The 19,026-nt window shown below is 41.1% G+C and carries 17 protein-coding genes; 6 read left to right on the top strand and 11 right to left on the bottom strand.

Translation table 11 applies throughout. The features are described 5' to 3' along the window. Positions 1 to 28: 28 nt before the first annotated feature. The 3 genes from RL70_RS03385 to RL70_RS03375 form a co-directional block, all read right to left on the bottom strand. Positions 29 to 1,273, bottom strand: a complete 1,245-nt coding sequence (locus RL70_RS03385) for an amidohydrolase family protein (RefSeq protein WP_039042016.1) — start codon at positions 1,271 to 1,273, stop codon at positions 29 to 31. 15 nt (positions 1,274 to 1,288) lie between these two features. Beyond that, complete coding sequence (gene msrA / locus RL70_RS03380) at positions 1,289 to 2,023, bottom strand: peptide-methionine (S)-S-oxide reductase MsrA (protein WP_052245742.1); 735 nt, start codon at positions 2,021 to 2,023, stop codon at positions 1,289 to 1,291. Between the two features lie 112 nt (positions 2,024 to 2,135). Then, positions 2,136 to 3,110: an aromatic ring-hydroxylating dioxygenase subunit alpha gene (locus RL70_RS03375; RefSeq protein WP_039042015.1), complete on the bottom strand. Its 975-nt coding sequence runs from the start codon at positions 3,108 to 3,110 to the stop codon at positions 2,136 to 2,138. Between the two features lie 182 nt (positions 3,111 to 3,292). Between RL70_RS03375 and RL70_RS03370 the strand changes: the two genes are divergently transcribed. Continuing rightward, positions 3,293 to 4,648, top strand: a complete 1,356-nt coding sequence (locus tag RL70_RS03370; RefSeq protein WP_039042014.1) for a nucleobase:cation symporter-2 family protein — start codon at positions 3,293 to 3,295, stop codon at positions 4,646 to 4,648. 114 nt (positions 4,649 to 4,762) lie between these two features. Here RL70_RS03370 and RL70_RS03365 read toward each other — a convergent pair whose 3' ends face one another. Continuing rightward, positions 4,763 to 5,293: a hypothetical protein gene (locus RL70_RS03365; RefSeq protein WP_039042013.1), complete on the bottom strand. Its 531-nt coding sequence runs from the start codon at positions 5,291 to 5,293 to the stop codon at positions 4,763 to 4,765. 11 nt (positions 5,294 to 5,304) lie between these two features. Further along, the gene (locus RL70_RS03360) at positions 5,305 to 6,774 is read right to left on the bottom strand and encodes an FAD-binding oxidoreductase (protein ID WP_231567221.1); all 1,470 of its coding nucleotides are present in this window, start codon (positions 6,772 to 6,774) and stop codon (positions 5,305 to 5,307) included. Between the two features lie 742 nt (positions 6,775 to 7,516). On the opposite strand from RL70_RS03360, the gene RL70_RS17450 reads away from it, so the two are divergent. Beyond that, complete coding sequence (locus RL70_RS17450; RefSeq protein WP_125101295.1) at positions 7,517 to 7,681, top strand: aspartyl-phosphate phosphatase Spo0E family protein; 165 nt, start codon at positions 7,517 to 7,519, stop codon at positions 7,679 to 7,681. A 489-nt stretch (positions 7,682 to 8,170) separates the two neighbouring features. Here RL70_RS17450 and yeiL read toward each other — a convergent pair whose 3' ends face one another. Continuing rightward, the gene (gene yeiL, locus RL70_RS03355) at positions 8,171 to 8,842 is read right to left on the bottom strand and encodes a transcriptional regulator YeiL (protein ID WP_039042012.1); all 672 of its coding nucleotides are present in this window, start codon (positions 8,840 to 8,842) and stop codon (positions 8,171 to 8,173) included. Positions 8,843 to 8,919: 77 nt separating this feature from the next. On the opposite strand from yeiL, the gene RL70_RS03350 reads away from it, so the two are divergent. The 3 genes from RL70_RS03350 (at position 8,920) to RL70_RS03340 (ending at position 11,758) form a co-directional block, all read left to right on the top strand. Next, entirely contained in the window at positions 8,920 to 9,615 is a 696-nt protein-coding gene (locus RL70_RS03350; RefSeq protein WP_039042011.1) for a YjjG family noncanonical pyrimidine nucleotidase, read from the top strand. A 2-nt stretch (positions 9,616 to 9,617) separates the two neighbouring features. Next, positions 9,618 to 10,229 (top strand): YitT family protein, encoded by a 612-nt coding sequence (locus RL70_RS03345; protein WP_039042010.1) that lies wholly within the window; start codon positions 9,618 to 9,620, stop codon positions 10,227 to 10,229. A gap of 617 nt (positions 10,230 to 10,846) precedes the next feature. Beyond that, a complete protein-coding gene (locus RL70_RS03340; protein ID WP_039042009.1) occupies positions 10,847 to 11,758 on the top strand; it encodes an NAD(P)/FAD-dependent oxidoreductase in 912 nt (303 codons plus the stop codon). A gap of 108 nt (positions 11,759 to 11,866) precedes the next feature. On the opposite strand, the gene RL70_RS03335 is transcribed toward RL70_RS03340, so the two are convergent. The 3 genes from RL70_RS03335 to RL70_RS03325 form a co-directional block, all read right to left on the bottom strand. Beyond that, positions 11,867 to 12,832, bottom strand: coding sequence for a S66 peptidase family protein (locus RL70_RS03335; RefSeq protein WP_039042008.1), 966 nt, complete (start codon positions 12,830 to 12,832; stop codon positions 11,867 to 11,869). A gap of 109 nt (positions 12,833 to 12,941) precedes the next feature. Continuing rightward, the gene (locus RL70_RS03330; protein ID WP_039042007.1) at positions 12,942 to 13,673 is read right to left on the bottom strand and encodes a MerR family transcriptional regulator; all 732 of its coding nucleotides are present in this window, start codon (positions 13,671 to 13,673) and stop codon (positions 12,942 to 12,944) included. A 96-nt stretch (positions 13,674 to 13,769) separates the two neighbouring features. Beyond that, entirely contained in the window at positions 13,770 to 14,087 is a 318-nt protein-coding gene (locus tag RL70_RS03325; protein ID WP_039042006.1) for a hypothetical protein, read from the bottom strand. A gap of 197 nt (positions 14,088 to 14,284) precedes the next feature. On the opposite strand from RL70_RS03325, the gene RL70_RS03320 reads away from it, so the two are divergent. Continuing rightward, a complete protein-coding gene (locus RL70_RS03320) occupies positions 14,285 to 15,880 on the top strand; it encodes an aspartate:alanine exchanger family transporter (RefSeq protein WP_052245741.1) in 1,596 nt (531 codons plus the stop codon). A gap of 24 nt (positions 15,881 to 15,904) precedes the next feature. Here RL70_RS03320 and RL70_RS03315 read toward each other — a convergent pair whose 3' ends face one another. Further along, positions 15,905 to 17,086, bottom strand: a complete 1,182-nt coding sequence (locus RL70_RS03315) for a tetracycline resistance MFS efflux pump (RefSeq protein ID WP_039042005.1) — start codon at positions 17,084 to 17,086, stop codon at positions 15,905 to 15,907. A 129-nt stretch (positions 17,087 to 17,215) separates the two neighbouring features. Next, the coding region (locus RL70_RS03310; RefSeq protein WP_039042004.1) for a DUF2207 domain-containing protein at positions 17,216 to 19,026 on the bottom strand (1,811 nt) is incomplete at its 5' end.

Raw genomic sequence — 19,026 nt, 5'->3', positions numbered from 1 at the left:
TTCCAAAACAATCTAACAATATCGTGATTTATTTGGCAGCGTGATTCATTGACTGTTCTACAATCACCTTACCCGCTTTAATTACGAAGTTCGCAATTGGCTGATCCTGAATCACGTCGCTCAATTTCTGCGAATCCAACACAACCAAATCCGCCTTTTTCCCTTCAGCAATCCCATACGTCTCTTCGATACCTAGACACTTTGCTGCATTGTACGTAATCATATCGAGAACCGTTCGCTGCTGTTCTGCAGAACCCATGAATTGCGTTTCCGCTAACAAATACCCGATCAATAACAAATTCGCATTGCCGAACGGTGTAAAGGCGTTCCGAATATTATTCGAAGCGAATGCTACATTCACCCCATGTTCTAGCATCTGAAGAACAGGCGCCATTCCGCGCCTTACATTTTTCCCATCATTGCGTCCATTCAAATACACATCCGTTGCAGGCAGTGGCATAATCGTGATTCCTGCACCTGCAATCTTTGTAAATAATGCAGATGCTTCTTCAGGCTCAAGCGATCCAAGACTCGTCACATGACCAAGCGTTACACGACCTTGCATCCCTCGCTCCATTGTCATATCACAAATTCGTTCAGTCAACATGTACCGAGGATCTTCCGTGTGATCTGCGAAATCCACGTGCAAGTCAAGCGGCAAATCATGCGTTTCCGCTAAGTCAAAGACCAATTCCAAATGACGAATGGAATCTTCCAGTGTCTTTTCATTGTAAGGACACCCTCCTACAACATCAGCACCCATCTGAATGCCCTTTTCCATCCGCTCAAGCGTCCCCTCAGATTTCAAGATCCCTTCTTGAGGAAAGACAACAATTTGCAAATCGATTTTGTCCTTATAGACCTCTTTTAACGCAAGCAACACTTCCACGCCAAGTAACTTCTCAATATGATCCACATCGGGATGGGCACGCATTACAGTTGTGCCTTTAGCAATCGCCCACTTCAGCACTTTCTCAGAACGTTTATACACATCCTCATACGTATATTGTGCTTTCAGTTCACCTGTATTTTTAATCGCCTCTTCAAGTGTTCCAGAAATATTAGGTTTCCTTTCCTCTAAAAACGCTTTATCAGGATGGATATGCCCTTCTATCAAACCCGGAAGAACTACCCTTCCTTCACAGTCTATTACACGGTCTGCAGCTTCAGATAACCTAGATCCAATTTTCCGGATGAACCCCTCTTCAATCAAAATGTCCTGCAGATCCTGATCATCCCGGATCCGTGCATTTCTAATAAACAACGTCTTCATCGAGCATTCCCTCCATTAGTTCTTCTCATCGTCCTCTTTCGGTTTACTCAACCGCTTTAAGATTTCTTCATCACGGATAATCGGCTGGATTTTGACATCATCCAAAGCATGTAAATTAATATGACAATAGCCGTTCGGATTCTTCACTAAGTAATCTTGATGGAACTCTTCAGCTTTATAGAAATTATCGAGTGGTGCCGCTTCTGTTACAATGTCTTTCTTGTAAAATTGTTCCTCGTCTTTGACAGCTTCTTTCACAATTTCTGCATCGGCTTCATTTGAATAATAAATACCCGAACGATATTGAACCCCTACATCATTTCCTTGCTTGTCAATGGAAGTCGGATCAATCACTTGAAACAGGTGGTCAATGAGTGTTTCCAGCGAAATACGGTCAGGGTCATATGTGACTTCTACAGTTTCTACAAAGTCTTGATCCCCTTTGATGACGTCTTCATAGCTTGGGTTTTCTCCTGTGCCGTTTGCATAGCCTGAAACCGTATCTTGTACCCCATATATTCTTGCAAAATACGCTTCCACTCCCCAGAAACACCCTCCAGCAAAGTAAATCTTGTGTAACTCACTATCTTCGTAATTCAGGTGTTCATTAATATTGGTCACATCATCATTCAACACGTATCCTTCTTCCGGTTCTGGCTCCGCACTCGGCCTACCCGCATTGGTACCGCAAGAAGCTAGAAGGAAACCCGTACAAATCAAAGACAACACTATCACTCCACGTTTCACCATAATGTCCCTCCTATTCCATTTTTTCTCTGGCATTCAAATCGAATATTCTTTCTATCAGTTTATCACACAACACAAAAAAGCTATCCAAATCGGATAGCTTTTCGCAAACCTATTAAGCTGTACCTAGAACGACACCGCATTTTTTCAAATACTGACGATAAGCAATACTGACTCTGTCCGACACCAGGGACAATTCCACTTGCAAATCGAGTGGCAATTCTTCAGGTTTTTGGTTTTGAACAATCGGCTTGTCCTGAGCGAATATCATATCTTGAAACTCTATGATTTCTTCATCTGTTTGCCCTGTATCGTAGTTGAACGACAAAATTCCATACGCCACTGAATGCGTTTCAGACATCGGACGAACCGTTAGCAAAATGGTCATCAGGGTATCATTCTCTGCATCTCGTTTTGTAAATCGTACCGTGAGTGGACGGACAATTTCATACGTATAGTACACGTATTTTGCAACGCCAGTTCCATCCGCATCAGGTTGGAAAATACGAATTTCATCTGAATACATTCTTCCATCTACTTCATTCATTTTATACGGTTCAATTTCACGATGTGCCTCTTCACCGAGAAAACCTTGGTGAACGACAGCTAGATGACCTACATCCAAGAAGTTTTCAACAATTCTCGGTGGAAGGGCTTCTGCTTCCTGGGGACCCCAGATGACACTTCTCCATTCATCTGACTCCATCTCTGGATACTTAAAGAACTCAGGTTCATTTCCTGCAAGGTTCACCCAAATGAATCCATATTTTTCGACGCAAGAATAGGTAACCGCCTTAGCTTTCTTCGGAATCGATTTTCCTTCTGGTAACTGCGGGATTTTCACACAATCCCCTTCGTCTTCGTACTCCCAGCCATGATACGGGCATACAAGACAATCATTTTTCACTTCACCGAGTGAAAGCGCAGCCCCTCTATGTATACATAAATCCTTAAATGCATGAACCCCTTTACTATTTCGAAAAATCGCAAGTCGTTCTCCCATTAGAACAATTTGAATAGGTGCTTCTTGGACATCTTGAGATCGACAAGCAACGAGCCACTCTTCTTGTAACGCTATATCTTTCAACATGGATAGATCCCCTTCCATTCTCTTGGTTACCCCAAGTGTACGAAAGGAATTCAGTTTGGTCAACCTAAAATGCGAACCAACAGGTAAAAAAATATAAAAATGTTCGTATTTTGACTGTACAAATCGAATTTCATTCTTTATACTCCAATCTATACCTCAACAAAACGAACTAAGGAGTGTTCATGTTGTCCAAGAAACGCCCAGACGGTCTACTCATCGGTGTTGATGAGAAAGTTAGTTATCCGAAAGCAATTGCACTCGGATTACAGCACGTACTCGCAATGGATTTGTACATAGCGCCCATCATCGTAGCGGGCTTACTATCGTTAAGTACTGAAAATACTTCGTTCTTCGTTCAAATGTGTTTCCTTGCAACTGGACTTGCTACACTCATTCAAACTGGATTTGGATTAAAACTTCCAGTTGTTCAAGGGCCTTCCTATGTACCAATTGGTGCAATTGCCGCAATTGGCGGTAAGCTCGGACTTGGTGCAATTGCAGGAAGTCTCATTCCTGGAGCCATCATGATTGCACTCCTTGGCTATCCTTTGAAAGTTTTCGCAAAAACCGTCCGTAAAATTGTCCCACCAATCGTTGGAGGAACAGTCATCATCATCGTCGGTATCGCGTTAATGCCTGTTGGTTTGAACAATATTTACTTTGCAGAAGGTACCATCGGTCAAAACGTAGCAATCGCTTCGATTTCAGCTGGTGTCCTTGTAACATGTATGGTTCTCGGTAAAAGATTGCCACGATTCGGATCATTCTTCCGACTCGTCTCAGTCATCCTCGCAATTGTTGCGGGTTCGATCGCTGCAAGTTTCTTTTATCCAATTGACTTCTCACCTGTAAAAGACGCTGCTTGGTTCTCTCTTCCGACATTACTGCCATTCGGAAAGCCTGTATTCGATATGGGAGCCATCCTCACGATGATGCTTGTGTACTTGATCATCCTACTTGAAACGACTGGAACGTGGTTTGTTGTATCGACCATTACTGAGGAAGAGCTGGATGAAAAGCGTTTGAACCGTGCATCGTTCGGTGAAGGACTAGGCTGTTTCGTCGGTTCTCTTTTCGGAAGTACACCACTCACTGGGTATTCATCAAACGCAGGACTCCTTGCCATTACGGGAGTTGGAAGCCGTATGGTCATCATGGCGAGCGGTTTCATCCTTGTTTTACTTGGGTTCATCCCCAAATTGTCTGCAATCATTATTTGCATCCCGGAATCCGTCATTAACGGGATTTTCGGTATTGTGTGTGTGGCGATTGTCACGAATGGTATGAAAATCATTCAACCGATTATTATCGACGACCGCAATATGATTGTCATCGGTGTTCCGATTTTACTAACGATTGCAGTTACAGTGCTTCCTAAAGAAGTGCTAGCGACCGTTCCAAACTGGGCAAATTACCTTCTCTCTTCAGGGATTTCAGTAGGTGCACTTGCGACAGTGATTCTGAACTTAGTTATTCCTGTGGATAAAAACTTAGGACAAAAACAAACGCAAACCGACCAGGTAAAAGAGACAAATTAGAAAATCCATGTGCAATCTTTCCATATCAAAAGACCGCTAATCAGCAACTCATTAGCGGTCTTTTCCGTGTATTTATGAGTGATTACTGTTTGTGTCAGGAGGAGCAACATGCTTCTAGACTTTTTTAGGGACGTTCAACTTTCCTCTTCTAATAAATTCCCAAAAGCCACAAATCAACAACAAGAGACCAAAAATAGTAATAAAGACAACTGGGGAAATTATTTTAAGAAAGCTAAACCCGATCATCATGAAGCCGACAATCAAATAGTGATGAACCGCGTGTAAATGGTATGTGTCCTGATCAGAATGCCAAGCACGGAAGTACCCTTGCAACACGCCAAGGACGACTTGCAATGGAAGCACAACATAGGGAAGGAATTCATACGAATTCTTGATACAGCCAATAAGTATGTACACACTTCCCATGCCAGCATAAATAATAAATAGATAAGAGTGATCCTTATTCTTTTTTGTCTGATAGATGCGGTAACCCCATGCGGCTGCAAAAGAAAACGACGCAAAAAACCATGCAAATAATGTAAACGTCAACGATACTTGCTTCAGCCAAATTATATAATATGGGAAAATAACTACCTGCCCCACCGTAACAACAAGCGGTAGATACCGTGCACTTTTATGACTCATGCTGTGCTCCTTCACTTCACGTAATACTCATAAAACATATTTTGGAAAACGTTATTTGGATCTTTTCGTAATTTTTCCTCCTCGAATTCTTCCCATCCAGGGTAAGAACTCCTAAATTGTTCCTTCGTTTGATAGCGATAGTAAGGCAGGTAATAGGTTCCTCCGTGTTCGAGGGTTAAGTTGGTCCAACTCTGGATGAGTGATGTAGCGTTGGCAATCTCCTCTTCCTTTAGTCCATGCTGAATCAATACAACCAAACCTAACATATCCTCTTTGGCATAATTCAATGTCGTGAAGTCTTCTTTAGCCGCATAGCGAACTGTAATATTATGGACTTTAAAATCATCATTTCTGTCGTTTGCTGGGATCACCTGCTTTAAATCATTTATGTAGTCCTTATAGGCATGAACTGGAACAAAAAACTCTTGCAACACTTCTATCCGCCCTGGCTTCGTATATTCCATAAATGTGGATTCCGAGCGCATTACATTGTTCCGGGTAATTTCTTTTCCATCGAGAGAACCAATATATCGCTTTTGTGTTCCCCAAAACAAATCTTCCAAATCCCCGCCTTGGCGCCCTACATCAAGTGCTAGCTTACTTAGTTGAACACCTTGTTCTTTTTTGAGCACCGTTTTATGATCCTGTTTTTCTGTGTAATCGTAATTGACGACAACCATATCGTCTAAGAAGGTACTAGGCGCTACACTTACTCTGGCATAGTGCATCGCTGTATTTCGATGGTTCAATAACTCGTTAATATAGGACTCATACTGATCTGTTTTAAGATTTCCTGTATGAATGGTGTATACGTCATTTTCCGTTAATTCCAATGTCACGTCTAAAATCACACCGAACAATCCATACCCGCCAAATACGTACTTCATCCATTCATCTGGGTCATCCCGAGTTATGTTCTTGATCTCTCCTGAAGGGGTTAATAACGTCATTTCTTTTACGGTTTCCGCCATCGAACCAAAACGGATATCCCGCCCGTGCGCATTAACTGAAAGGGAACCGCCTATTGTAAAAATAGATTGGGATTGAGTTACTTTCAAGGCTAACCCATGAGGCTGTATGGCCTCTTGGACATCTTCCCACGAGGCTCCTGCTTCTACACGAATGGTCTTTTTCCGTTCATCAATTTCTAATACCTTGTTAAAAGTGCGCATATCCAGAACGACACCATCTTTGTAATAGGTATGGCCACCTTGCGAATGCTGTAATCCGGCAACCGAGATCTTCTGTCCATTCCGGTTTGCTTCTTTGACAATCCTTTGCATATCATCACGGTTTTCAGCCTTAACGACTCGTTCAACGTGTTGAGGAAGAAGCCCAGTATAATCTGTTACTAAACTACCTTGAGAGAGTCCATATTTCCTTTTCTCTATCGGGATGTTCCATAAAACGACAGCCACAAAAATAACAACTAGACTCCCCAGAAACCATGGTTTTTTAAGTAGTTCCGTCATGATTTGCATAATAACCCCTTTAATTATCGTATTGTAGATTTGAATAGTTTTGATTTCATTATACAATGCGGCAACAGAAAAGAATCTTATATTTTAATTTCTACCGCCCAAAGAAGGACACCTCTACAACAAAGCATCGGTGTCCTTCTTTGGTTTATTATGTTCTATCAAAAATCTCAGCATCTACAACCGCTCCCATCTGTTTAAGTACTCATTCTCACAAATCTTTGAACGCAGCAGAGGTCATATGCGAAAAACAGGATAGGATAAACCTTTAGACTGTCTATACATCTCCGATTTCTGATAAATTAATAACTCCATTATTTCTTTTCATTTGTTTGAGACTTCTGTTTTCACCGACCTATTGATCCCTCGCTAGAGTTAACGAATATTTTCCAGCTGTCACCGGTTTTCTTTTCAATTATGATTCCATTGTTTTCAATGGTCATGATAATTTTGTGTTTTTAATACTCTTATAAAGACGAGTTTACATTATTGAACTTCGATATTTCATGAAGATGCAAGCGTGAAATAGCGATGGAGTGAAATAAATGTCAGTTAGTAGTATTTTAGTTGACCGAATATTTAAACACCGTACACAATACCGTCACATTTTAGAAGCATTTTAGAATCCACCCACAATACGACATACTTTTCATTCTGCGTTATATATGATGAACAAGTTGCTTCTATACTTACAAGAATATTGCTACTTGATTTGAAGCGTAATCTATATTACGGGGGCGTAGAAATGTTTAAGGCGGGCAAAATGAACTTACTGTTGTTGAGAATTAAAGTAAAAAGAAAAGTAATGTATAAAAAAGCAGAACACTTAGGATTCACACATCCAAGCGTTGTCGAATGCAGTCATGAACTGGATATCTTATTGAACAGAGTGCAGGGAATTTGTTCATAACTATAGAATTTGAAACATCGGTATTAATAATGATATCCAAACAAAAAAAGACAGTTCCAGTTTCTTGGAACTGTTTTTCATATTCCCTCGAACTTTGTGATTGTATAAATACCCCGATTCAACTCGATAATCCAGGAAATATAGCTCCCTGAAAAAGTTACAGATTCTGGAATATCTTTCTTAGTCCCATAACTAAAATAGCTTTTAGAAAGCAAGGTTTTGGATAGACACGATCCTCAAAATGTGCTTACTCCACAAGTTCCACTTTTTGGAATACCGCTTTTATTGTAAAACACCCATTAGTCATCCATGAAGCACAAAAATCAGAGGTTCTCCACAGAGAATGAAAATCGGTCTCTATGTCGATATAATTTCAGGCTAGCGAAGAAAATTGTTCCACCTAAGTACCTCTGAGCCCATCGATTAGTCTAGCTCCGACGAAAACAGAGCACCACGGATTGCCCCTTTATTGGCAAACTTCATGGGATATTAATCCCTTTTCGAACTCAATCTCTCTAACTTTTCTTTATTAATGATAAAATATTTTCTTCCCCTTTTTTCCAATAGACCTTCTTCATGGAATTGGTTAAGTGTATATAATAAATGTCGGTAGCTTACCCCTACGTATTCTGCTGTTTCAGTATGCTTCTCTTGAAAGAATCCATCGTTTTCTATTTGAAGAATATATCTCGCCAATCGATTTTTGAATTCATAATCCTGCATAGCTGTGTAATGATCCGTTCTCTTTAGTAATTTGTCACCTAAATATCTTGATAAATTATATAGAAAAAGTTTGTCATTTAACAGGTGCTCTCTCGATGAAGCCAATGGAATAGCTAAGCAAGTGCACTCATTTATAGCAACAACATCTTTTAAGTTTTTTTCCACCTCAATCAAGGATAAGTCACCAATAAAATCATTTTTCTTAAGAAACTGAATCAGTGCACGTTTTCCATTTTCGTGTACTATATATATCTTTGCTCGCCCATCCAATAAAAAAAATAAGTACTGAATATCTTCATCAAAGCGCACTATATATTCATTAGATGAAAACTTACAAATAATAGCTTGAGGTAAAACTTCTTTCGGAAAAGTTTCTTGAATATCATTATATGTATCTTCGAAGTTTTCGGCGTAATCCTTCAAATTAATTTTCTCCATTTTATCACCTCAATATGAGATATCTCCTATTATTATATTCTTACTATCGATATATTACTATCAAGAGGTGGATAAGAATGAACAAATACAAACATATTATTTTTGACCTAGATGATACGATACTTGATTTTCAAGACTCAGAAGAAAAGGCTTTAAAACAAATTATTTCGCTATACAAGTTGCCCTATAACAAACATACCATTGCATGTTATAAGCGTATAAATGATGGATTATGGCATCAATTAGAGGACGGCTTGATTTCCCGTGAAGAAGTGTTAACAACGCGTTTTTTACTTTTTTTGAAGGAATTTCGAATAGATGAGAACGGAGCAAATGTTGAAGCTATATACCGTGAGCATTTAAACCAAGGACACAAGACCGTTACCCATGCACATGAATTATTAAATGCTTTAAGTAAGCGAGATTATAACTTATATATTGGAACAAACGGTGTAGGTACGACCCAAAGAAAAAGATTAGAAGATGCTAAGCTACAAGGATATTTTGAGCAACTTTTTATCTCCGAAGAAATTGGCTATGAAAAACCGAATCCCGATTTCTTTCACTATATTTTTGATGCCCTGAATTCAAGCCGTAAAGAAGAATTTTTAATGATAGGTGATCGAGTAACATCGGATATTAAAGGAGCAATCAATGCCGGAATTGACTGTGTATGGTTTAACCCTAAGAGAAGCATGCCTAAATCAGGTTCACCTAAGAGCACATATACGATATCAAATTTAATGCAAATTATGGACTTATTACAGGAATAATCATGAAAAAAGTAATTCAATCGATTCTACTCTATATAATAAGTGCTATTGGCATAAGTCTTACATTAAAAGCTGATGTTGGAGTAAGTAGTTTTAATGCGATGAATTTATCAATCTCTGAATGGACCTCCATCAAAGTTGGATCAATGACATTCATAGCAAATCTAATTTTTCTAATCGGTTATATCTGCCTATGTAAAAAAAAGGATCTTAGAAAATTCGCTTTGATGTTCATTTCCATCTTGTCCTTTGGAATGGTTATTAATTTTTTCCTCTATACTATTTTCGGTACGTTCCACGTAGAAAATTATTTAATAAGAATCGGACTTTTTATTTTCGGTACGATACTAGCCGGTGGCGCAACTGGCATTATTTTATCATTAAACATCATTCCTTTCCCTATTGAAATTTTATGTTTACGAATGGCTGACTTAACTAAACACTCTTTTTCTCAATACAGATATTGTGTCGATCTATTCTCCATTATTCTATCAATATCATTATCACTACTATACAATTTACCAATCAATATTCGAGAAGGAACGCTTATTAGTTTCTTCTTATTGTCCGGCATTATTTCTTATACACAATTGAAATTTAAAGTTATTAGCTGAAACCAAAACTCAATAAAAAGCATAACTAAAAATAACCTCTTACGGATAAGAATCCAATGAGGTTATTTTTATCAAACTATATCCTTAGTAATAAATCTGTTATTGTAATACTCCAGTTAAACCATCTTGCACTTTTGCAGCCAAGTCCTTATTAATTCAACTCCCCCTAAAGTTGAAGATAGTTGCTATTTACTTAGTGGGATTGCTCGCCAGGTTTAAGTGTATACACTACTTCACTTTTACTATTGTAAGCAATATATTCAGCTTCATAGATATTATTACTTTCAGTTTCAAATAATCCAAACCTTTTACCGGAACCTTTAGGTAGAAGTTCAAAATCACTTATAATTTTCTCACCTATTTCGATTATATTATGAACCCATTTTTCGTCCTATCTTTGCCCAAAAGTATAGAACTTTACACAAAAAATAAACATAGCACTTGCGGACAGTCAGTTTCTATACTCCCTTAAGTGTTCTGTTAGTATTCTCGTAAATTGATAAGTGCAAGAAACATCCAGGATTGTTCGGAAAACACCTAACATTAATTCGTTCTTTAAGCTTAATCACAGTAGACATGGGTAAAGTGAATGTATGAAGAAAGGATGAGCAAAAAAGATGAACTATGATTGCATTATCATCGGTGGGGGACCGGCAGGATTAAACGCCGCACTCGTTCTCGGGAGAGCACGTAGAAATGTCATTTTAATTGATAGTAATGAACCCCGTAATCATGTCGTACGGGAATCGCACGGGTTTTTAACACGTGATGGAATCCAACCGGCAAAATTTCGGCAGCTTGCATTGGAAGAATTGGGAGCTTACCCTTCCATTCAAGTCAAACCTGAAAAGGCACTCTCTATTGAACGTATTTCAGAAACAAATTACGAAGTAACCACAGAATCTAGCAACGTGTATAAAAGCACTAAAATCTTGCTGGCGACAGGATTAAAAGATGAGCAGCCAAATGTACCTGGCATTGAACGATTTTATGGGACAAGCTTGTTTAGCTGTCCATACTGTGACGGCTGGGAAGTTCGCGATCAGCCTCTCGCCGTCATTGCGGACAAAAATGTCTATAAGCTTGCAAAAGAGGTTTTCACATGGAGTCGGGATCTCATTGTGTTCACTAACGGAGAAGGACGACTCGAACTACATGAAAGGGAGCGTCTGGAAACACGTGGTATAAAAGTTGCGGAAGATATTCTTTCCGGGCTTGAAGGCGCAAACGGTCAACTTGAACGCGTACGTCTAGAAGACGGCACGCTGATTGACCGATCATATGGTTTCGTTACTCCCCTGTGGTCGCACCCTAACCATTTTGCCGAAATCCTCGGCTGCAAATTGAACGGATACGGAGGAATCCAAACGGACGAATATGGACGCACAAATGTATGGAACGTATACGCCGCGGGTGATGCGGCAAATATCGTCCCTGCACAGCTTATTGTAGCAGCAGGCAGTGGAAGTGCCGCGGCAATTGGCATTAACGGAGACCTAACGAACGAATTATTTGATCAAACAAACTAGCATACATATCTTATAAAAGTGCTTAATACAAGAAACTTTCACTTTAGAGAACGTATTGCAAAAAGACACTGCATGAAGCAGTGCCAGTTTGAGAGATTGTTTGTCACGTTAGAACTTTGTCAATTCGATTGAACAATCACCACTATTCACAACTGCTTCTCCACCAATTGGGAACGTGAACATCGGTTGGGTATGACCGAAATCGACGTCATAGAGAACAGGTATGTTTTGAAGCATCGGGTGTTTGTCTAGAATATATTGGATTTGTTCATCAGTGACCTTGGAGCTGCGCTGAAACCGACCTATCACCAGTCCACGTATTTCACCTGCTACTTGTAGCAGCGAAGCCAAATCCCGTGCAAACGTTTCGGGTATCGTCATTTCATCGTCTTCTAGGAATAAAATAGAATCGCCCAAATCAGGCATATACTCCGTTCCTTGCAGTAGGTTCAACGTACATAAATTTGCACCAAAGATTTGGCCCTCGGCCGTTCCTTCGTTATAAACCTTCCATTCTGTTGGTTCAAAGGTTCGATTTTCCTGATCCATGTACCATGAATCATCACTCCATTGTTCAGAGGGTGTGAGCGCAAAATGTTCCTCTTGCATGAGACACTTTTTGAAGAACTCCGTCTGCCATTCTCGGCCAATATCCATCGAAAAGCTTGAGAAATGAGGTCCTGAATACGTGATCATCCCTGTTTTGGCCGTGATCGCTGACGCAATCGCGGTAATGTCACTATATCCACAAAATACTTTAGGGTTGTTCCCAATCAATTCGTAATCCAGAAACGGTAGCAACTCATTACTATTAAATCCGCCAATGACCGTCAGAATGCCTTTGACCGCAGGATCTCTGAACGCTTCATGGACATCCTCGATTCGATGTTCAATCGATGCGGAGTGTTGAAGATCCGACTCAAATGCATACGTACCGAACGTGACTTTGAATCCAAGTGCTTCCAAACGTTCTGTTGCGCTTTTCACACCATCTTCTGATAATATCGAACCACTACGACTTGGTGCGACAATACGAATCTCATCACCGATTTGTAATTTAACAGGAACGTTCATTGGCTCACAACCTTTCCATCTAGTGTCAAACTGTTTTGATTAATCATAGAACAATGACTAAACGAGGTCAAACTAAAACAGGCACCCTTTGAAGGATGCCTGTTCAGTACTAGTTATTATGTTGTGCATATTCTTTCATCGCATCGCGCATGAAGCTCGCGAGCCCTATCCCAAACTTATCGATGTTCGTTGTGAACCGTTCGTCGGCAACATACATCTCCCCAAGTCCTGAGAATGCTTCTATTGAATACGTACCAATCGTGTTCAAAAACTGATACCAGTCACCGATTGCTTTTTGGGCTTCCTCAGAATCAGGTTGGAGATGTCGCACTTCAGCAAGACGCCGGTAGATTGCATTCATTTTTTCCTGCTGTTTCCCACCGAACTGTTGCAACTTCTTGTTCGTTTCGTCCACAGCTTCATCTCCCCAGCGGTCTCTCGCTTCCTGTTCATAAGGATTTTCACTGAAGTCGAATCCTTTAAATCGTTCTTCGCGTGTCATCGTCACTTCACCCTTTCCTTCTTTTATGGTTTGTTCAATCGTCCGGATCATGTCATCGAGTTGCTCACGCTTCTGATGAAGCATCTGTTGCTGACTAACCAATGCTTCAAGTCGATTAAATGATGGATTAGACAGTATTTCTTTGATTTGTTTCAACGAAAAACCAAGTGCTCTGTAAAACAGAATCTGTTGGAGCTCAGCAAGATTTTCGTCAGAGTAAACCCGATATCCCGCTTCAGTCGTTTCTGCGGGTTTCAGTAATCCTAGTTCATCATAGTGATGCAGCGTTCGGACACTCACGCCTGATAATGCTGCTACTTCTTTCACTTTCATACCCATCCTCCTTTCATACTTTCAGTGTAAAGGCTGACGTAACGTAAGAGTCAACAAGAAAAAATAGACTGCTTATTTTAGAAGCAGCCTATCTGTTCCGATTCATATTCCAGCATACAAAAAGCCGAGTCCGACTGATACGGAGAGGGTGAGAAGTACTCTACCTCCGAGTGCCTCTCGTTTTACAAAACTAATTGCCAAACCACCTACAGCGCTAATTCCCAGTGCTGCCGCGATTAACTTTCTTATAGTTTCCCCTTCTGGAAACGATGTGAATGTTATGTATGCAATGAGTAGTCCGAGTACAGTATTCATGACACGAATTCCTAAATTCAAGTTGAATTGCTTCGTATACATCAACCCTTGAAGGAGCACCCCCGCAGCACCGAGAGCGATGAAAATGATTAATAATATTCCCACGTGAAAACTCCTTTCCATACGTAGCTAGTGTACTTCCTCATTTCGTTCTTTCCCTATTGTATAAGATGACTAACCTTTTCATCCCAATCCACAGATTCACTATCTTTCAGAGCAATGGGAATTTCAGGACTTGTCACTGCACTCAGCTGGTTCATTACAGTATACTTGGGGTAGATTGTTTCATAGAGGTGAATTGGATGGAATTACTGCGCTCGTTACTCGACGAACCACTGATTTTATTATTCGTTATCTTATTTCTGGGCTCCTGGTTCGGCTCATTGTCCATTAAGGGTCTTAACTTAGGTGCAGCAGGAGTTTTGCTAGTTGCAATGGTATTTGGACATTTCGGCTTTGCCATTTCGCCAGTGATCCAAAACCTCGGATTGAGTCTTTTCATAGTCGGTATCGGATTGCAGGCAGGTCCGAAGTTTTTCCGCATGCTGCGATCAAGTGGCCTGATTTTCGGAATTTTGTCGTTACTAATCATCCTTTTTGCTGTTGTAACGACGATTTTGGTTGCAAAAGGGCTCAACCTGGACCCGGCACTCAGTGTTGGACTAATGACTGGTGCCCTTACAAGTACACCTGGTTTAGCCGCTGCCTTGCAGGCAACTCATGATCCACTAGCGTCGGTTGGTTATGGTATTGCCTATCCATTCGGTGTTCTAGCCGTTGTCTTGTTTGTCCAGTTGTTGCCCCGTATCGGCAAAGTGGACTTACAAAAAGACTTGGAAGAGACCGCGAACCCGATCCGGACAGTAGGTTCTCCCGTACTCACAACACTTGAAGTGACGAACCCGATGCTTCACAAAAGTAGTTTAAGCGAGTTGAATTTCGCTCCCTATGACGCCGTCGTCAGCCGGGTCATCCGTGATGGTCATACGATGATTGCTCTAGGTGATACGATATTGCTGAACGGTGATAATCTAGTTGTCGTAGGCAATGAGACGAAGCTCGATGGGCTGATCGCATATGTTGGGAAGCCTGTCGACACAGATTTAGAGAATCCCGATAATGTCCACCTCCGAAAAGTGACCGTCTATTCAGATGAAGTAATGGGGAAAACACTGAAAGACCTTAGATTACGAAAAGATCACGGGACGACTGTCACCCGCATTACACGTGAGGGAATTGAACTTACGCAAAATCCAAATTTGCCGCTGATCCGCGGGGATGTCTTAACGATTGTCAGTACGGAGCTACGACTTGATGAAGTCGAGGAACTTTTCAACCGCAAAAAACTCGCCATCACGAATTTGGATATCTTTTCAATCAGTGTGACGTTGTTGCTTGGCGTATTGCTTGGTATGGTTCCCATACCAATACCAGGTCTTGGTACCATTAAGCTAGGAACCGCAGGAGGTCCACTTTTTGTCGCTCTGATCATCGGGCATTTCGGTAAGCTTGGACCTATCCACGTTCGCTATTATGGTCCTTCCAATCATGTAATCCGTGAACTCGGTCTGGTGCTATTCCTAGCCGGAGCCGGAACGACAGCAGGTGCCGGTATTGTAGAAGTAATCCAGACTGAAGGCGTGAAGCTCATCTTTGGTGGGGTTCTGATAACACTGATTCCTATTTTCGCCGGCTATTTCGCTGCGCGCAAACTGTTAAAACTAAGTGTCGTCCACTCACTTGGCGGGCTTTCAGGTGGCATGACAAGTACACCTGCACTTGGTGCCTTGAACCAACTAATCGACTCAGAAGATCCAGCGATAGCGTACGCAGCTGCTTATCCATTTGCGCTAATCCTAGTTGCGATAGCATCCCAATTGATTGTGTTCTTCTTATAGAAAAAGACCCTGTACATCAGCCGATTACAACGGCTGGTGTATAGGGTCTTTTGTTACGTCGGGTCTACGCATCCAAACAAATGCGAGTATAGCTCCTCCGATGAGTACAATCGTCGCGAAGTAAAACGGATAGTCGAGGTCAATATCAAACAACATGCCCCCAACGATTGGGCCAATCATATTTCCAATGCTCGTAAACATGGAGTTCATGCCCCCGACAAATCCTTGCTCGTTCCCTGCAATTTTAGATAAGTAGGAAGTCGCCGCTGGACGGATTAAGTCAAATCCGACAAACACGACAATCGTAACTGCTAAAACCGCAAAGTAAGAATTCACTACTGTCATCATTGCAACTAAAACAGCGGATAAAACTAAACACAGGTAAATCAGCTTCTTTTCGCCCATCCGTTTTGCGAGTCGATCGAACAGTACGACTTGTGCGATTGCCCCGACAATTCCACTTCCTGTAATAACGATGGCAATGTCTGCAGGTGTGAATCCAAATTTGTGATCGACAAACAAGCTAAATATGGATTCGAACGATGCCAGTCCGAATGACAAGACAAAAATCAGGAGGAAAACGATGAAGTATATGGGTGCAAAAACCCGTGTAAATCCTGGTTTTTTCGTATTCATCGTTTCCTCATATTGACGCTCAGGTTCGCGTAACATAATCAGCGAGAAGATAGCTGCAAATAGCGCTAGACCTGCTGCGAAGAAAAACGGAACTCGGGTACCAAGTGTCGCAAGGAACCCACCCACTCCTGGTCCAAGGATAAATCCAGTGGAAATTGCTGCGGACATATACCCAAGCGCTTTCGCCCGAGTATCGTTTGTGGTGATATCCGCGATGAATGCTGTGACCGCTGGCATGATGAAAGCTGCACTAACTCCACCGACAATTCGGGATGCAAACAAAACAGATAGCGTTTGACCGACAGCAAATAGCAGTTCTGATGCACTAAACATGAGCAATCCAATGACAATCATTTTCTTCCGCCCAATTGAATCTACCCAACGCCCCGATAACGGAGAGGCAATAAGCTGTGCAACCGCAAAGAAAGCGACTAAGTAGCCGACTACTTTTCCGGATAGATGTAATTCATTCATTAACGTCGGCATGACGGGAATCACGAGACCTATGCCTAAAAAGGCAATGAGCAAATTGGTTAGCAACAACCATAAAGTTAGGGATGTTTTTTTCATATTATACGCTCCTACAGCCAGTATCGAACCAAAATAATATATTTCCTCATCTTATCACGGTTCTGGTAGGTTACCTAGCTAATTGTATTAAGGATTGCACTGGTTGTGACTAACTTTTGTCATCAAGGATTAAAAGGCTCCAGCACCGCCACCTCCGCCTCCAACTCCTCCCCCGCCACCAGAGACTGATGACGAAGACGAGCTCGATGCAGCAACTGCACTATCCGCCCGGTTCAATTGCGTATATGCAAGCGTACCGATTGGGAAGTAGTACATAATTGGCGGAACAAACCCTCGATCGTATACTGAATGTGATTCAAACAATTTATTTTCATTAAGTGTTTTCGTACCTATTCCAAAAATCACTGCACGCTTTTGCTCGTCATCGAGTTGATCATTCAAATCTGCTTCTGTCACCTCAGGCAATCGCTTTCTAAAAGCCTCCCACTGATATTGGATTCCATGCCCTTTGACTGTTTGCGGAGCGTACAAAAATCCAAATAGTACAAGAATGAGACTTGGGAATATCAAAAACAATAACCACATCGGTTGATCATAGATTCCAAATGCAATCATAGGTGCGATCAGTAAAAATCCTGCTATTACGGATAAGACACGGACTCCTTTACCGCCGCCCTTCAAATGATTTTCATCTATTTCCTCTTTAATAGACTTCTCCCAGGCACTTTGCAATGTATTGTATTTATTGACTTCCTGTTGAACTGATATTTTGTCTCCTTCCAATACATCCAAATCACTATAGGAAAATGTTTCTCCATTACCAAAACCATCGAATAACCATTCAATGAGCAATCGTTCGTGCTCATACTCCGTATCACGACTGATTACACGAAATGCATCTTCTCCATCTCTTTCAATGTATCCTTTTCTAAGCAGATCTAATAATGCGGTTGTTTGAATTTGTGTACTTTCCACATGCAATACCGTGTATCTAAGTGTTGAAGGCAAGCTCATAATCTCTTCTGGAACAAAGTAGGCTTCTGGATAATCCAAAGCTGCTTTCTCGCGGCATTTGTTTTCTGTTCGCATGACATATACGCCTATAAGAAGCAACAGCAGTACTGCACTTCCAAATATGAATGGTGCCACCTGCCCTGACAACTTATGCATCTTGTCATAACGCGCTTGAGCAGCTGCTAATGATGCTTGCTCTTTTTCCAATTCGGGACGTATTTTTTGGTCACTTGTTTGTAGAGACCCGGGGAATAGCGCCTCGTCAACACCAATGCGGACATCTGCATTCGTCCCAGCTGATATTTCTCCAAGGTTAAATACAACCGTTCCCTCTTCATCCGTCTTTTCTAATCCACGTGCAGCATCATAGCCCATCGCAATTACATCATTCGTCACTTCAGGCGGGCGAATAGTAATCATTACATTTCCAAAGTCAGTTTCGTTTCGGTCGTCAAAAAACGGCCAGTAAAATTGTGCCATGTCAGAGTATTTTTCTACACCTTCTACAATCGTGTAGGTTAATTCAATAGCGACAGTCTCATCTTTTGCTTTCCTGTGTATTTTATAGCTGCCATCATTCCCTTCGATTTTCAGAGATTTCCCATTCTCTTCAGCATGAAGATCACTGATTTTGCTACCTTCTTTCGGATAAAGGTCACGGGTGATTCCATTGAAAGAACCGTCGAATTCATACGTTAACCGTTCCTTCACCTGCACATTTCCATCCGTTTCGAGTTGTGCATCAATTTTAAAATCTTTGATTGTAAAATCTTCTGCAAATGCCGGAATCGGAAAAACTATCAACAATACCAACATCACAACACTTAACAATGTTTTTTTCACGTCCATCACTCCCTTCTTTCTATTACGAATGTCCACAATTATAGTTTCAAAGTTCGAAATATTAGACCGCCTATATGTCTCTTCCCCTAAATCCGCCCATATAAAAGGTTCTAAATCAAATG

This window comes from Sporosarcina sp. ZBG7A (genome assembly GCF_000813425.1).
Taxonomy (GTDB): Bacteria; Bacillota; Bacilli; order Bacillales_A; family Planococcaceae; genus Sporosarcina.
Note: the sequence above shows the minus strand (reverse complement) of the source record. Positions and strands in the feature narration are given on the sequence as shown.

What these genes read in the sequence shown, in the direction of transcription:
- RL70_RS03385 (WP_039042016.1), bottom strand. Translation starts at nt 1,273, where the DNA reads ATGAAGACGTTGTTTATTAGAAATGCACGGATCCGGGATGATCAGGAT.
- msrA (WP_052245742.1), bottom strand. Translation starts at nt 2,023, where the DNA reads ATGGTGAAACGTGGAGTGATAGTGTTGTCTTTGATTTGTACGGGTTTC.
- RL70_RS03375 (WP_039042015.1), bottom strand. Translation starts at nt 3,110, where the DNA reads ATGTTGAAAGATATAGCGTTACAAGAAGAGTGGCTCGTTGCTTGTCGA.
- RL70_RS03370 (WP_039042014.1), top strand. Translation starts at nt 3,293, where the DNA reads ATGTTGTCCAAGAAACGCCCAGACGGTCTACTCATCGGTGTTGATGAG.
- RL70_RS03365 (WP_039042013.1), bottom strand. Translation starts at nt 5,293, where the DNA reads ATGAGTCATAAAAGTGCACGGTATCTACCGCTTGTTGTTACGGTGGGG.
- RL70_RS03360 (WP_231567221.1), bottom strand. Translation starts at nt 6,774, where the DNA reads ATGCAAATCATGACGGAACTACTTAAAAAACCATGGTTTCTGGGGAGT.
- RL70_RS17450 (WP_125101295.1), top strand. Translation starts at nt 7,517, where the DNA reads ATGTTTAAGGCGGGCAAAATGAACTTACTGTTGTTGAGAATTAAAGTA.
- yeiL (WP_039042012.1), bottom strand. Translation starts at nt 8,842, where the DNA reads ATGGAGAAAATTAATTTGAAGGATTACGCCGAAAACTTCGAAGATACA.
- RL70_RS03350 (WP_039042011.1), top strand. Translation starts at nt 8,920, where the DNA reads ATGAACAAATACAAACATATTATTTTTGACCTAGATGATACGATACTT.
- RL70_RS03345 (WP_039042010.1), top strand. Translation starts at nt 9,618, where the DNA reads ATGAAAAAAGTAATTCAATCGATTCTACTCTATATAATAAGTGCTATT.
- RL70_RS03340 (WP_039042009.1), top strand. Translation starts at nt 10,847, where the DNA reads ATGAACTATGATTGCATTATCATCGGTGGGGGACCGGCAGGATTAAAC.
- RL70_RS03335 (WP_039042008.1), bottom strand. Translation starts at nt 12,832, where the DNA reads ATGAACGTTCCTGTTAAATTACAAATCGGTGATGAGATTCGTATTGTC.
- RL70_RS03330 (WP_039042007.1), bottom strand. Translation starts at nt 13,673, where the DNA reads ATGGGTATGAAAGTGAAAGAAGTAGCAGCATTATCAGGCGTGAGTGTC.
- RL70_RS03320 (WP_052245741.1), top strand. Translation starts at nt 14,285, where the DNA reads ATGGAATTACTGCGCTCGTTACTCGACGAACCACTGATTTTATTATTC.
- RL70_RS03315 (WP_039042005.1), bottom strand. Translation starts at nt 17,086, where the DNA reads ATGAAAAAAACATCCCTAACTTTATGGTTGTTGCTAACCAATTTGCTC.